Raw genomic sequence first — 13,703 nt, 5'->3', positions numbered from 1 at the left:
TCGGGAACTATATCCGATGAAAAGCTGCTTGTTGACAAGCGCTAGACGACTACGTGTGCCTGCGTCTCGTACCTGCTGGAACGTGCCGAGCTGCACCCTGCTGAGCAAGGGAGGCGCTTCTGCGGTCGACGGCTCAGCCCGCATGGACGAAAGCGCGCGCGGCCGCCAGGACATCGCGGTGACCTCAGGACCCTCGACCTCAGTCGGGGAGGTATCCGAGGCTCGCGGCGACGAAGGCGCCCATATCGTCGGCGTTGGAGATCAGACCGCCACCACCGACGTAGGCGTCGTAGTTGTTCCACCGGTGGGTGGGATCGTCGCCGTCGTACGGGGTCGCCGGATCGGTGTCAGGGAACTCGACTGTCGTTGAGGTCATGCCGAGGTCGTTGAGGAACGTCGTCTCGAGCGAGTCCTGGAAGACTTCCCCTGGCCCGGTCTCGCCGGGCGGGACTGAGCCCGGCGTGATGAGTCCGGCCAGGATGTTGCCGAGCAATGCGAAGCCCCAGTTGGAATAGTTCCAGGCGCTGCGTGGCTTCCAGAGTGGGCACTGCCGGGTGTCGGCGCAGTCGTTCGTGAAGGAGTTCCACAGCATCGTCGGTGTGTACCCGGGTTTTGGGTTGGCGCAGTCGGGGTTTACCGCGGGGCAGCCGTCTTGGAGGTTCGGCGCGGCGTCGGTGAGTCCGGCGGTGTGTGTGGCCAGATCGAGCAATGTGATGGGGGTCTTGTCGTGCGTGTCCGGGTCCTCCCACTCGGGCACAACGACGCCGCTTGGCGCGAACTTCTGAAGGGGATCGTCGAGCGATACGGTGCCGTTGGCAACGAGGTAGGCGAGCAGGTCAGCGGCGAAGACCTTCGTCTCCGAGCCCAGCTCGAACTGCGTCGCGGCTCCGACAGGGGCATTGCTGATGCGATCCTCGACACCCGCGGCAAAGGTCGTGATGACCGGATCCGTTCCCATCGGGCCCGGTGTGACGACCGCGACAGAGATCCCCGGCACGGATGTGTTATCGGCGAGAAACCCTTCGACCATCCCCTGGATCTGCGTCTTTAGTTCGGGGGTCATGGTCACCGAGGATTCGGCGGAAGCTGCGGGCGTCGCCGCCGCTGTCGCCGCCGCAGGAGTCACCAGCATGAGCGCCCCTGCAATGCTCACTGCCACACCTGCTAACACACCTCGGCGATACCGCCTCATCACTGCACTCACCGATGGCCGCCTTCCCGGTCGCCGATTGTTGCACTTGCCTCATCTGGGCAATGAGCCATCGCGTTGAGGAAAACACTCGTGAGTTGTGGGGCAGTCATCGCCGGCCTGCGATGTCAGCGTCGACAGTGACCCTAGACGTAATGGCATCGGTGCTGTGCACGGGTTCGCTGCGGCGGGAAATCGCGTGCCAGATCACGAAGACGAGGCCGACGACGTTGATCACGATGTCGCCGATCAGCGGCAGACCGGTGTTCACCGCGTAGTCGTTGTTCACGACCGACTGGTAGATATGCCCGCCGGCGGCGCCGAAGCCGAAGATCACGGCGGCGGCGACTGCGCCGACCTTGGCGCGGAACTGTGCTTTACGGCTGTAGACGAGGAAGCAGATCAGTGCGAAGCCGAGGCTCGAGAAGGCGAGTTCAAGCTGGAAGGGCGACTGCGCCCACCCGATCGTCTTCGCGGCATAGTCGCCAAACACCGAGTGCATCACGAAGTTGATCGTGAAGGCCACTCCCAGGGCGTAGAAGATGAACTCATTCAAGAAAATTCCGCTCACCTCGGCGCGTGAATGGTGCCCGGCGCGGCGCAGCACCTTCACGGCGGCCACGATCAGGCCGAGCACGAAGCAGCTGATGAGGTAGTTGCCGATCACGGCGGTGAGAATGGTGGAGATGATGTCTGAGATCATGGTCGCTTCCCCGAGTGACGTCGGTGCCGTCGGCTGCGCGCCACCGGCTCGACACTAGATGCCGGCACGCTCCCTGTCTGCCCGGCGGTCGGCCGTCATCCATCCGGATGACACCCGCTGTCGTCCCCCTATCAGTTCTGAGACGCTGGTTTGGTCGACAACTGGCGAGACACGATGATGGTCGTGAGGGCCAAATCGGACCCGGGTCGGGGGTACTCATGAAAGTCACTGTCGCGGTCGGAGATGACCACCCGGTCGTGCGCGCCGGGCTCGTGCAGATGCTCACGGCGTCAGACCTGATCGACGTGGTGGCCGAGGCCGACGACGGTGCCCAACTGCTCGATACCGTTCGAGCACTCACACCTCGGGTGGTCCTCTCCGACTACCGCATGCCGGGATTGGATGGGGCAGCCTTCGCACTCGCAGTACAGCAGGAGCAGCTGTCTTCCCGGGTGCTTGTGCTGTCGGCGTACACCGAACCGGCCATCGTATTCCGTTGCCTCGAGAATGGCGCGGCAGGGTTCCTCTCCAAAGACGTCGACCGCGACACGCTGATCGCCGCTATCCACAGCGTTGCAACGGGCGCCGATGTGCTCCCGCCCGAGTTCGTGAGCGACGTGCTCGACGAAATCCGGCAACGACGAAGCCTGACCCGGGCGGCGGTCACCCTCAGCCCGCGAGAGCGTGAAATCCTCGCAGCGGCGGCGTCCGGCCGGTCCACACCCGACATCGCCCGGTCGATGCACCTCTCCACCTCGACCGTGAAGACCTACCTCCGCAGGCTCTACGAGAAACTCGGCGTCGGCAGCCGCGGTGCCGCCATCGCCGAGGCGATGCGACAGGATCTCTTCAGTTGACGACGGGCCCCATCACGGCCGGGCGATCCCATTCGCTCGGCGGCCGCATTCTGAGCTCAGTTCATCGCGTCACAGCGCTCCTTCGCCTGGCGCTGCTCCCGCCCCTGGTCGTACTGTATGTCTTCCTGGCCGATACCGCCGATGAGGGTGCCACGGCATTCGCGGTCTTGGTAGCGGTCTTCGGAGCCTGGGGGCTGTTCACCGTCTGGTGGTCGGTGCGGCGGCCCGTGCCCTCATGTGCGGGAGCGGCAAGCATCATCGTCGATCTGGTGCTCTTCATCGCCATGGCGGTGAGTTCGTCGGGCGCGACTTCGTACATCACCCCAGTGTTCTACCTCTACCCCGTCTTCTCGGTGTTCTACTCCCGACCCGCCCTCACAGCCGCCGTCGGGGGCATCGTGGCGGGCGGGTACGCTGCCGTGTGGCTCGAGAACCTCGCCGTCCGCGGCGGCCCCGACGAGCCGGGCATCGTGTGGATGCACTTTCTTCTCCTGACCTGGATGGCGCTGACCACCACCGCTCTGTCCCTCGTGTTGGCACACCGCGCCCGCGCCGACACCGAGACGCGCAACGTTCAGACGAGACTGATCGCTCAGGTGCTCGCCGCCGATCACCGCGCAAACACCAGGCTGGCGAACGATCTGCACGACGGCCCGCTGCAAGACGTGATCGCCGTGCGGCGGTTGCTCGAGCAGATCCGCGACACGTCACCCGAACCCGACCGCGTCGACACCGCAGCCCAAATCCTTGAGGAAACAACGGCCCATCTGCGCGGCACCGTTCAGAGCATCCACCCACAGGTCCTCTCGGAACTCGGGCTCGCCGCAGCAGTGACAGAGCTGGCACGCACCGCCGCGTCACGCGATGCCGTACCGGTATTCGCGGCGGTCGAGCCCCTGCCCCCGATCGACTCCGAAAGGGAGACCGCGCTGTTCGGCGCCTGCCGCGAGTTCGTCACCAACGCGCAGCGCCACGCCCACGCGACCCGCATCGACATCACCCTCACCCAGCGGGGCGAGCAGGTCGTGCTGTCCGTAACCGACGACGGCGACGGCTTCGACGTAAATGCGTCCGCCTCAGGCGAGGCGGAACGGCGAGGCCACGTGGGTCTCGCCTCACACCGACTGCGCATCCACGGTCTCGGCGGCACCGTGAACCTCGACACACATCAGGGTGCCGGAACCATCGTGCGAGCAACCTTTCCCATTGAAGATCCACGTCTTTCCCGGTACTGATTACTCCGAGTCAGCGACGTACCCATCGATGAGCCGCACCACTTCCCCCACTCTCTAACGGGCGAGACTCGCGCAAGTCGCAAGCCTCGACGATGCACACATCGGAAACGTTAGGCGCGCGAGCCTCAAGCCTCGATTACACTCCGGGGCCGCAGACTCGACGAAGCGAGTCGGGTCGTTCAGGCTGGGGCGACGACGCGGAGTCCAGCGGCATCAGCAGCGCGAGCCAGTTCGTCGTCGTAGGTGACGATTTCGTCTGCTCCCAGCCGAAGGGCAGTGGCGAGATGGATCGCATCGTTCGAGCGCAGGGGGGCGTGCGTTCCTGCAGCGAGCAAGTCTCCACGCGTCACGTCGACGAGAGTGACCGCGTCTAGCACGATAGAGATGGACGCCGCCTCGATTATCGCCGGATTCCGTCCTGCCGCACAGTGGAGCTCGGTGTGCAGCAACCACGATGCAGCCAGTCGACGCGACGACGTAGTCAGCGCCGTCAGCAGCGCCGCCGACTCCTTTTCTTCCACGAGTAGTTTCATCGCTGCTGACGTGTCGAGATACGCCACGGTCACCAGAGGCCCCGACTGTCATCAACAATCTGCTTCGTAGAGAGCGTCGATGCGACGCGCTGCACCTTGACGAGCGTATCGGTGTTCGATCGAGCAGCCCGCGCCTCTCCGCGCGCGATGAGGCCGTCGAGGGGATTACCGCCGATTGGGATGATGAGAGCAGCCAGCCGGCCGTTGTTACTGACCTGCACGGACTCCCCCGCTTCGACTCTGCGCAGGATCTCGCCACTTTGATTCCGCATCTCACGGTGAGTGATCGTGTCCATGAACTCACAGTAGCACCCCGTAGCACAGCTGATCGGGCTTCATACGTTTGAGCGCGATCGCACATGGAGACCGTTATCGGTTCACAGTAGGGGTCTCATTTCACCCACGGCTTGATGAAACGTACAGGCAGAGATCATCGAGAACGTCGGCTATTTCGCTCGGACGTACGCTCCAGTACCGAATGGCTCCCGCGCCTCTAGGCTGCACATCTCGGCGAGATGTGACAAGTCCGAGCGCTTCAAGAGCCCCGAGGTGCATTCGCACGCTTGGCCGCGAGAGCCCGGTCTCGACGCATATGTCGTGGATTGAGAACTCAACATGGCCTGTCGCAAAACGCACTATTTCGACCCGAGTTGGGCTGGCGCCGAACGCGGTGATGGCGCGCAGAGTAAGTCCATCCATTGGCCTCTCCTCTCCGTATTCGGAGTCTTGTCGTACGCCTGATCCCCTAGCGGCGAGTACTGAAGACCGGCTGCCTGAGGAGTGCCGCATCGACGTCGACGCCCAGGCCAGGACCGGTGGGAGATTGGCCGAGTCCTCGCGCGTCTTTCTTCGGCGGCGTGGCGATGTCCGGCGTCGTCCATTCGGAGAAGAAGCTGGTTGTGAGAAGTGCGTTCGCGGGTGTGCTCGCTGCCAGGTGGCTGAGGGTGGCGGTGACGAGCGCTCCGCCCCACGTCTCGTCGATCGTGACCATCATTCCGAGCGCGGCGGCAGTGTCGCGCAGTTTGATTGCTGCGCTGGGCCCGCCCACCCGACCGGGTTTGATGTTGACGCCGCCGGCGTGCGCTTCGGTTTTCGCACGGATGAGATCATCGACTGTGGTCACGCATTCGTCCACGATCAGAGGGAGATCCGAACGCCTTCTGACCTCGGCGCAATCGCTGAGGCTGAGGCAGGGTTGTTCCAAATAGAGGCGGAAGTCTCGGAGTTCATGCGCCGCCTGCAAGGCTTGCTGCACATTCCAGCCACCGTTCGCGTCGGCGATGACTGTGCATGTGTCGTCTACGACGTCCATCACCGCTGCAACTCGCGCGGCGTCCTCGTAGGGATCATTTCCGACCTTGAGCTGGAAGTCGATCGTGCCCTTCGCTCTCTCTGCGCTGACGTAGTCTCGCATTCGGGCCGGGGTGTCGAGTGCGACAGGAACGAAGATTCGGAATTCTTCGCGCACACGGCCGCCGAGCAATGTTGTCATCGACAGTCCCGTCGTCTTCCCGAACAGGTCCCAGCAGGCAACATCGATGGCGCTCTTGGCGGCCATGCCACCGAGAAGGGTCCCACTCATCGCCGCGTGAACGATGGCGGGTTCGGTTGCGTCCAAGCCGATGATTGCAGGACCGAGGAGTTTCAGCGCTTCTCTCTCACCCTCGAAGAACGCGGGGAGGTAGGTGGACCCGTGGGGGCAGGTCTCGCCCCAACCGACCGTTCCGTCTTCTCCGGTCAGACGCACGACAAGGGAGGGCTCGTGTGTCTGCGAGCGACCGTGGGACATCACGTATGCCCCGTGTGCGTACTGCAGCTGATACTCGAATACGTCGACAGCTGTGATCTTCATGCCTTGAGCTCCATCCAGATTGCTTTCAGTTCGGTGTACTGGTCCAGCGCTTCCGCACCCTTGTCACGCCCACCGAAGCCCGACTGCCGATAGCCTCCGAACGGTGTCGTGATGTCCCCTTCGCTGAAGCCGTTCACTGACACAGTGCCAGCCCGCACCGCGCGTGAGACGCGGAACGCCGCGTCGAGATTGTTGGTGTACACGCTGGCGTGGAGTCCGTACACGGTGTCATTGGCCATGGCGATCGCTTCAGCCTCGGTGCGGTAGGTGAGCACAGAGACAACGGGACCGAAGATCTCCTCGCGCGCGACGTCCATGTCGGCCCGCACGTCGGTGAGTATTGTCGGTTCCACATACCAGCCGCCTGTCTCCTGCAGCATTCGACCCCCTCCCAGCGCGACTGTCGCGCCGTCCTGGCGAGCTCCGTCGATGTGAGCGAGGATCCGCGTCAAGGCTGCTTCCTCGATCATGGGGCCGACGCGTGTGGCGGCGTCGCGGGGGTTGCCGACGGTCCAGTCACGGCTCGCTCGGATGAGGGCTTCGACGAGATCGTCTCTCATGGATTCGTGAACGATGATCCGGGAGCCGCAGGTGCAGTTCTGTCCACCGTTCCAGAAGCCCGCTGTTGCCAACTGCGTGGCGACAGCATCGAGGTCATCGACGTCGGGCAGGACGACCTGAGGGCTCTTCCCACCCATCTCCAGAACGATCTTCTTCAGGTTCGATGCAGCAGAGTAGCCCAGGAATGCCCGCCCGACTTCGGAGGACCCGGTGAAGGTGATCATGTCCACTTCGGGATGCAACCCGAGTGCTCGACCGGCGATTTCGCCGCGGCCGGGCACCACGTTCAGCACACCTTCCGGGATGCCTGCCTCCAGAGCGAGCTGGGCGATACGGATGGTACTGAGGGGTGCAAGTTCCGGTGGTTTCACGATGACGGAGTTGCCGGCCGCGAGTGCTGGCCCGATCTTCCACGCCAGCATGCTCGCCGGAAAGTTCCAGGGAAGCACCGCTCCGACGACCCCGACGGGTTCGCGAACGGTCAGTCCCAATGAACTCAGTCCAGCGGGTGAGACCTTGCCGAAGTCTTTGTCGGCCAGCTCTGCATACCACCGGATGGTGTGGATGACATCGGGGAGGTCGGTCTCGGTGGTGTCGATGATCGGCTTGCCCGCGTCGATGGTGTCCAGCAACGCGATCTCCGGTGCGTTCGCTTCGATGAGATCAGCGAAAGCGAGCAACGTGGTTTTGCGTTCGCCGGGGCTCTTGGCGCTCCAAGCACCGGATTCGAATGATGTCCGTGCGTCCTGCACGGCGCGGTCGACGTCGGTGGCGTCGAGTTCGGCCACTTCGGCGATGAGCTGACCGTTGGCAGGATTCAGGGTCGTCGAAACTTGCTCACGGAGACCGGGCACGGAGCTGCCCCCGATGATGGCCAGCGCGGGACTGGCAAGGAGGGTTTCCTCGATGGATTGTGTTGTCACGGTTTCCTTCATTGCGGGCTCGCACCAGGTGCCGCCCTCGGGTGAGATTACGCCGACTGGAGGTCGAGCAAAGTGGTGAGCGACGGGTTTGAGAACACGCCGGATGGATCGAACTTCTCTCGGACTGCCCGGAACTCGCCGAGGGCTGGGAAAGCCTCAGCGATCTCGGCTGGGCTGAAGTAGTGCATCTTTCCCCAGTGTGGACGCGGCCCGTAGGGCATGAGAGTGTCGTGCACGGCGTGGAGGAAGGTGTCGTAGTTCCCCTCCCGGTCACTCACCAGCGCCAACGAAACGGTGTTCGTGTCGTGCTGCGCCGAGAGGTAGGCGGAGTCTGCGGCTTGCCAGCGCACCTGCACCATGGAGATCTCCTCGGGGAAGTCCCGGAGCATGAGTGAGCGCAGCGCGCTGAACGCTTCTGTCCAGCGATCGGCAGGAATCATGTATTCGAGTTCCACGTGTTCGGGATCCTGGTCTGCCCAGTCGGGATAGATCAGGTAGGAGCGGCCGATTCGGCGACCCGGTTCTCCGCTCACCCCAGTGCCGGAAGTCAGAGCTGGATGATCGGCGGCGGTGGTGGTGAGCCTCTTGACCCAGCAGGAGTCCGCGGGGGTTGGTGGCAGCGCAAAACGCGCAGCCGTCTCGTCGGATGGGCACCAGCAGAAGGAGTAGTGGCGAACGTCTCGGGAGTCGGCCTCGAGCGTTTCGAGGACGGTGCTCAACGGATCGATCGAGTTGTGCTCTTCCAGTCCGTAGGCGGTATCGGTCTTCAGGCCCACCCGGGACACGATGCCCAGCAGGCCAAGGCTGACCTGCGCTGCGAGGAGCTCCTCGGGCTGAGCGTCGTCTGCCTCGATACGGCGCAATTCGCCGCATCCATCGATGAGAGTGACGGACCGTACTTCTGACGACAGGCTGCTCAAGCTTCGCCCGGAACCCTTGGTACCCGTTGCGGTCGCCCCAGCTATCGTCTGCGCGTCCGTGTCGCCTTGGTTCCGCAGTGAGAGGCCGTGATTCCACAGCTCGGGCCCGATCTCCCGCAGAGGAGTATGCGCCCACATCTCCGCAACCTTGCTGCCGCGATCTGCAGAGATGACTCCGCGCGGACCGGTGAGCCGGAGGAGGGTGGTGCTCGGTTCCACGATGGGAGTGAAGGAGTGTCCCGATCCGGCTACACGAACTCCGCCGCCGGCCTCTGCTATTTCGCGGACGATCTGCTGGATGCCTGTTTCTGAGTCGGCCAACGCCGTCTCGGCCTGGAATGTCTGATTCTGCGCCCAGTTCTGCCACCTTTCGGGACCGACAGTGGTCCGCACGTAATCGTCGGTCGAAACTCGTCTCATGCGATGTCCTCTCGGGGAGCGATGTCGAACGTCTCGATGACTTCATCGAGACGTTCGATCACGGCGGCCAGTTCCGACCGCTCGCTTTCGGGAAGCGGCAGGATCGGCTTTCTCGGCTGACCGACTGACACTCCTCGCGCGTTCGCGCCTGCCTTCGTCGACGCCATGTAGTTGTGGCTCTCGAGGAACGCCTGCAGGGGGTAGAGGTCTTTCCACAGCCGGAGCGCCTCTGCGGCCTGTCCTTCGCGGGCGAGTCTCCACAGAGCGACACATGCAGCAGGGTGCGCGTTGGGGGCACCCCACACCGCGGCGTCCCTGCCGGAGAGGAACGCGTAGATCGTGCTGCTGTCGTGCCCGCTGAGAACATCCAGCCGACCCTCGGTGAGAAGGTCGATGGCGAACAGGCGGGAAACTTCGGGCGTGGTGTCTTTGATGGACACGACGTTTTCGATGAAACTCAGTTCGTTGATGAACTCAGGCGTGAGAGACATCCCGGTGCCGCCTGGGTTGTTGTAGATCATCAGTGGCAGCCCGACGCTGGCGATATCTTCGACGAAACGTGCAAGTTCCTGGGTCGAGAGCGGCTCGTAATAGGGCATGACCAAGAGGCCACATTTGGCACCCACCGCGAGAGCGTGCTCGGCGTAGCCCTGGGCTTCCCTCGTGGTCATGGCTCCGACGCCGACGACGACCTCGGCGCGGCCACCGCTGGCCTGGGTGACCGCCTCGACGCTTGTACGCCGTTCCTCGTTCGTCAGCGATGGGAACTCCCCGGTGGATCCGTTGACGACCAGTCCGGCGATGCCGGCGTTGATCTGGTCGTCGACGAGATGGCCGAAACCGTTGGCATCCAACCGTTCGTCGTCGTGGAAGGGTGTGACAAGGGCCGTGTAGATTCCGGACATCGGTGTATAGATCATGGTTGTTTCCTCGGCTTTACTTGTTGACGGTGCTGGTCGGGGTGGTGATTCCTTGAATCTTGCCCCGGCGGGATTTAGGGATAAGAAGGTAGATGGCGATTCCCACCGCGATGACGAGGACCATGCCGCCACCCACCGCGAAAGGGTCAGTGAGAACGATGGCTGTGCAGAGCACAACCGACCACAGTGCGGCTACGCCGAACACCAGCGGCCACCACCTCCCGGTGGTGAATGGTCGAGCTGGTACCCGCTTGCGCATCAGGGCCCAGAATCCGACGAAGACCGCAACCGTGTAGGCCAGCGCCCAGGACAGAGCCACCATCGCCGTCAGTACGGAGAGCGCGGATGACCACACGGCGAAGATGATCGCGATTGCGAAGCAGACGAGGGTTGCGTTTACCGGAACACCCCACCGGTTGACCTTCTTCAGCCACGTTGATCCGGGGAGCTGACCGTCGCGTGCCTGCGACCACAGCACCCGTACTCCGGTGAGCTGGATGATGCAGTTGCAGGCGAAGAGCGCGATGATCGCGAGTACTTCGAAGATATTGCTCAGGACCGGCCCTATCGCGCTCTCCAGGATCAGCTTCCCTGGGAAGCTGTCCGCCATCACTGCCCGTACGTCCGGAATCGAGATCATCAGCAGGAACAAGAAGATGGACCCGAAGAGCCAACCTGCGCCGTTGGCCAGCAACTGACCCAGCGGAGCGGTGCGTGATGCGTTCTTCGTCTCCTCACCTGCGTTGCCGGTTGCGTCGAACGCGGAGATGATGAAGGCCGGCAGTACAAACGCGAGCAACAGCGGCAGGATGAAGCCGCCGTCGGTCGTCCCTGCCGTATCGAAGAGGATGGACGCCGGTTGGGTCGGGTGAGGCACCGCGATAAGAGCGACCACAACGATGACAGTGGCGACGAGCTCACAGATCACGCCGACATTGTTGACAGCGGTTGCGATGCGAACATGGACGATGTTCACGATGGTGCCGGCAACGATGATGCCGAGAACCCAGGGCAGAGCTTCACCGGGGTCAGCGAACTCGACCCCGAACCATCCGGCAACCGCTGGCGCAATCGCAACGGCGATCGCCGGAATGGACACGATGTGGGCTATGACGATCCACCACCCGGTCTGCCAGCCGAGCCACGGCTTCTTCGTCAGGCGCGAGACGATCTGGTACACGCCGCCCGACAGCGGATATGCCGAGACCAACTCGGCAATGGCGATTCCCACGAAGAAGACCTGGAACGCGCCACCGATGACGAAAGACCAGAATGAGGCTGGCCCGAAGTAGCCGAACCCCACGCCGATGGTCGTGAAGAGCGCGGACGCCACAGCAATGGCGCTGAACTGGATTCCGAACGACGACACTAGACCGAGCGCGCGTTTGAGTTCCTGCTTGTATCCGAGTTGGCCCAGGTACTCCGAGTCGGTTTTCGTCCCGGCATCGAGCGCAGCGTCTCCGTGCGTGGAACGACTTTCAGTTGTGGAGCGGTGGGGCGGGTCTTGAAGCGTCATTGCAATTCCCATCGTCATTTGTAATGGTCTGAGCATTCACTATTGGGATGATTTCGTCAAGTCTTACGTCCGAGGTCGCCATGGAGAATAGAGTGTCGTTTGTGACCGGTACCGAAGATAACCCTCGCGTGGAAGAACCATCGGAACCATCTGGTGAGGCTTTTCGGCCCGCGCGCCGGTCGTTTGATGACATCGTTGCGCAGATACAGAGTGCGATCGATCACGGAACATACCGAAGCGGCGAACGCCTGCCAGCCGAACGGGAATTGATTCGCGTCTTCGGTGCCAGTAGGGGAACCGTCCGCGAAGCACTCCGGCTGCTTGAAGGCATGGACAGGGTCACCATCAAGCGGGGAGCGAAAGGTGGAGTCTTCGTTCGTGACCCAGACGCCCTGGGCGTGGCGTCCGCCCTTGAATCATTGATCAGGTTTCGTCGAGCCGGCGTTGGAGAACTCGTTGAATTTAGGCCGGGATTCGAAGCGGAAAACGCGCGCTGGGCGGCCCAACGCGTGACCGACGATGAAATCGCAGCCCTTCGGCACCTTGTGGAGTCCTACTCGGACCAGATCGCAGGCGCCTGGTCGGGCTTGGTTGAGCTCGACCTACAACTTCACCAGCAGGTCGCGGCCGCATCCGGCAATGAGATCAGAGCAGGGATCTCTCTAGGCATCAACAGGGTTGTTCGTGAAGCCTCACTGGCACTGGGGGCAACTACGGTGGACCGCAACGACGAGGCGCGACAACTGAGCGACATCGTCGAGGCAATCGCCGCGCGGGACCCAACGGAAGCCCACGCAGCCATGCTCCGACACGTCGAAGTGAACTCTGCACTGGAACTCCGCGCTGAGAGTCCCCGCGAATAGCCGCCGGAGCTCCTTATCGCGGGGGGATCATCGACACCAACAAACCGCAGTAGCCCGAACGTGCTGGCGACCTCACTTTTCCCGTCTGACGACGTGGATCCGCTCGTCTGAGCAAATCCCGAGGTGCGCCGGACGTCTCTTGACACCGTGCCTCGCAAATCTAAAGGTTATTGAGACACCGCTCTCCGCGGCTGCGGGGGACGTGAAGCTCCAGATGCTTCAGAATCTGCGTGTCTAGGAAACTCATCTCGTAGTCTTGCGTGTCTCGCACCTTCGATTCGGGATTTCCGAGACGCGCCAGTGCAGACGCCGGGGTGGTAATAGTGCAGCAGCCGCTGCACAATTGCGGCATCACGGTCTAGCGGCGGCGACCGTCGAGGGCGGAGCGAAATTCTTCGGCGCCCGCGCGCACCGAACGGGCGATCTCGGTCTTACGCTCGTCTGAGAGGCGGTAGTCGGGGGCGACGATCGTGAGTGCGCCCACGAGTGTGCCGTTGGTGTGCACGCTCGCCGCGCTGGCCCAGACGCCATGGTCGACCTCGCCGGCACTCTCGGCGTAGCCCGTCGTGCGGAGCGTCTCGAGATCGGTTTCGAGTTTCTTCTGGGCAGGTGCCGACAGCGCCGGCACGAGACGGTTGAAGTACTGGGCTAGCTTCGAAGGGGTCAGTTCGCTCAGGAGCAGCTTCGCGCCGGCACCGCCGTGCAGGGGCATGCGGTTGCCGGGCTGGAACGAGATGGAGATCGGATGATCAGACTTGGCGATGGCCAGGCAGACCGCCGAGTCGTTGACCCGTCGGAGATACAGTGCGGTCTCGCCGGTCTCTTCGGCCATGGTGTCCAGGATGGGCTGCACCAGCGTGCGGAAGTCCATAGTCGCCTCCGCCGCGCGGGAGAGCCGCAGAACCTGGGGCGACAGCACGAAGCGGCCCTTGTCGCGCTCCTCGATGAGGTCGAGTTCGCGTAGGAGCGAGATATAGCGGTAGGCGCTCGGCACCGAGATGTCGTGCTTCTCGAGAATGTTGTCGACCGTCAGTTCCGGCATCTGCTCACTGAACTCGAGCAGAATCTGGAGTGCGCGACGGGCACTGTCGACACCTTTCGTGCGCTGGGGCTCGGGGGTTGCCTGCCCACCATTTTCGGCGGGGGATGGGGCTAGCTCGGCGTTGTTGTCGTTGGCATTCATAGTCGGCTCCAAGCGATCTTAGCCGCGC

At 63.1% G+C, this 13,703-nt stretch carries 14 protein-coding genes; 3 read left to right on the top strand and 11 right to left on the bottom strand.

What is annotated here, in order from left to right; translation table 11 throughout:
* Nucleotides 1-199: 199 nt before the first annotated feature.
* Both V3W46_RS03410 and V3W46_RS03405 read right to left on the bottom strand, forming a co-directional pair.
* Nucleotides 200-1,153 carry a serine hydrolase domain-containing protein gene (locus tag V3W46_RS03410; RefSeq protein WP_331781691.1) on the bottom strand — a complete coding sequence of 318 codons (954 nt, stop codon included), beginning with the start codon at nt 1,151-1,153 and terminating at the stop codon, nt 200-202.
* A gap of 145 nt (nt 1,154-1,298) precedes the next feature.
* Nucleotides 1,299-1,892: a DUF6790 family protein gene (locus V3W46_RS03405; protein WP_331781690.1), complete on the bottom strand. Its 594-nt coding sequence runs from the start codon at nt 1,890-1,892 to the stop codon at nt 1,299-1,301.
* Between the two features lie 107 nt (nt 1,893-1,999).
* On the opposite strand from V3W46_RS03405, the gene V3W46_RS03400 reads away from it, so the two are divergent.
* Nucleotides 2,000-2,749 carry a response regulator transcription factor gene (locus tag V3W46_RS03400; RefSeq protein ID WP_331781689.1) on the top strand — a complete coding sequence of 250 codons (750 nt, stop codon included), beginning with the start codon at nt 2,000-2,002 and terminating at the stop codon, nt 2,747-2,749.
* Nucleotides 2,746-3,984, top strand: a complete 1,239-nt coding sequence (locus tag V3W46_RS03395; RefSeq protein ID WP_331781688.1) for a sensor histidine kinase — start codon at nt 2,746-2,748, stop codon at nt 3,982-3,984. Before V3W46_RS03400 ends, V3W46_RS03395 begins: the two co-directional genes overlap by 4 nt.
* A gap of 179 nt (nt 3,985-4,163) precedes the next feature.
* Here the strand turns inward: V3W46_RS03395 and V3W46_RS03390 are convergent, their stop codons facing one another.
* From V3W46_RS03390 to V3W46_RS03360, 8 genes are all read right to left on the bottom strand, one after another.
* A complete protein-coding gene (locus tag V3W46_RS03390; RefSeq protein ID WP_331781687.1) occupies nt 4,164-4,550 on the bottom strand; it encodes a type II toxin-antitoxin system VapC family toxin in 387 nt (128 codons plus the stop codon).
* Nucleotides 4,547-4,813, bottom strand: a complete 267-nt coding sequence (locus V3W46_RS03385; RefSeq protein WP_331781686.1) for a type II toxin-antitoxin system Phd/YefM family antitoxin — start codon at nt 4,811-4,813, stop codon at nt 4,547-4,549. The genes V3W46_RS03390 and V3W46_RS03385 overlap by 4 nt, the downstream gene beginning before the upstream one ends.
* Before the next feature lie 100 nt (nt 4,814-4,913).
* Complete coding sequence (locus V3W46_RS19600; protein WP_443069916.1) at nt 4,914-5,216, bottom strand: ArsR/SmtB family transcription factor; 303 nt, start codon at nt 5,214-5,216, stop codon at nt 4,914-4,916.
* A gap of 46 nt (nt 5,217-5,262) precedes the next feature.
* Nucleotides 5,263-6,369: a mandelate racemase/muconate lactonizing enzyme family protein gene (locus V3W46_RS03380; RefSeq protein WP_331781685.1), complete on the bottom strand. Its 1,107-nt coding sequence runs from the start codon at nt 6,367-6,369 to the stop codon at nt 5,263-5,265.
* On the bottom strand, nt 6,366-7,865 hold the full coding sequence (locus V3W46_RS03375) for an aldehyde dehydrogenase (RefSeq protein WP_331781684.1): 1,500 nt from the start codon (nt 7,863-7,865) through the stop codon (nt 6,366-6,368). The genes V3W46_RS03380 and V3W46_RS03375 overlap by 4 nt, the downstream gene beginning before the upstream one ends.
* A 35-nt stretch (nt 7,866-7,900) precedes the next feature.
* Complete coding sequence (locus V3W46_RS03370; protein WP_331781683.1) at nt 7,901-9,193, bottom strand: D-arabinono-1,4-lactone oxidase; 1,293 nt, start codon at nt 9,191-9,193, stop codon at nt 7,901-7,903.
* The gene (locus tag V3W46_RS03365; RefSeq protein WP_331781682.1) at nt 9,190-10,113 is read right to left on the bottom strand and encodes a dihydrodipicolinate synthase family protein; all 924 of its coding nucleotides are present in this window, start codon (nt 10,111-10,113) and stop codon (nt 9,190-9,192) included. The genes V3W46_RS03370 and V3W46_RS03365 overlap by 4 nt, the downstream gene beginning before the upstream one ends.
* 16 nt (nt 10,114-10,129) lie before the next feature.
* Complete coding sequence (locus tag V3W46_RS03360; protein WP_331781681.1) at nt 10,130-11,647, bottom strand: APC family permease; 1,518 nt, start codon at nt 11,645-11,647, stop codon at nt 10,130-10,132.
* An 83-nt stretch (nt 11,648-11,730) separates the two neighbouring features.
* Between V3W46_RS03360 and V3W46_RS03355 the strand changes: the two genes are divergently transcribed.
* Nucleotides 11,731-12,492 (top strand): FadR/GntR family transcriptional regulator, encoded by a 762-nt coding sequence (locus tag V3W46_RS03355; RefSeq protein WP_331781680.1) that lies wholly within the window; start codon nt 11,731-11,733, stop codon nt 12,490-12,492.
* 358 nt (nt 12,493-12,850) lie between these two features.
* On the opposite strand, the gene V3W46_RS03350 is transcribed toward V3W46_RS03355, so the two are convergent.
* Nucleotides 12,851-13,675: an IclR family transcriptional regulator gene (locus tag V3W46_RS03350; RefSeq protein ID WP_331781679.1), complete on the bottom strand. Its 825-nt coding sequence runs from the start codon at nt 13,673-13,675 to the stop codon at nt 12,851-12,853.
* Between the last annotated feature and the right edge of the window lie 28 nt (nt 13,676-13,703).

This window comes from Subtercola sp. YIM 133946 (genome assembly GCF_036553535.1).
Taxonomy (GTDB): Bacteria; Actinomycetota; Actinomycetes; order Actinomycetales; family Microbacteriaceae; genus Subtercola.
This window is presented reverse-complemented; position numbering and strand designations above follow the sequence as displayed.

What these genes read in the sequence shown, in the direction of transcription:
- V3W46_RS03370 (WP_331781683.1), bottom strand. Translation starts at nt 9,193, where the DNA reads ATGAGACGAGTTTCGACCGACGATTACGTGCGGACCACTGTCGGTCCC.
- V3W46_RS03365 (WP_331781682.1), bottom strand. Translation starts at nt 10,113, where the DNA reads ATGATCTATACACCGATGTCCGGAATCTACACGGCCCTTGTCACACCC.
- V3W46_RS03400 (WP_331781689.1), top strand. Translation starts at nt 2,000, where the DNA reads ATGACACCCGCTGTCGTCCCCCTATCAGTTCTGAGACGCTGGTTTGGT.
- V3W46_RS03405 (WP_331781690.1), bottom strand. Translation starts at nt 1,892, where the DNA reads ATGATCTCAGACATCATCTCCACCATTCTCACCGCCGTGATCGGCAAC.
- V3W46_RS03360 (WP_331781681.1), bottom strand. Translation starts at nt 11,647, where the DNA reads ATGACGATGGGAATTGCAATGACGCTTCAAGACCCGCCCCACCGCTCC.
- V3W46_RS03385 (WP_331781686.1), bottom strand. Translation starts at nt 4,813, where the DNA reads ATGGACACGATCACTCACCGTGAGATGCGGAATCAAAGTGGCGAGATC.
- V3W46_RS03350 (WP_331781679.1), bottom strand. Translation starts at nt 13,675, where the DNA reads ATGAATGCCAACGACAACAACGCCGAGCTAGCCCCATCCCCCGCCGAA.
- V3W46_RS03375 (WP_331781684.1), bottom strand. Translation starts at nt 7,865, where the DNA reads ATGAAGGAAACCGTGACAACACAATCCATCGAGGAAACCCTCCTTGCC.
- V3W46_RS03380 (WP_331781685.1), bottom strand. Translation starts at nt 6,369, where the DNA reads ATGAAGATCACAGCTGTCGACGTATTCGAGTATCAGCTGCAGTACGCA.
- V3W46_RS19600 (WP_443069916.1), bottom strand. Translation starts at nt 5,216, where the DNA reads ATGGATGGACTTACTCTGCGCGCCATCACCGCGTTCGGCGCCAGCCCA.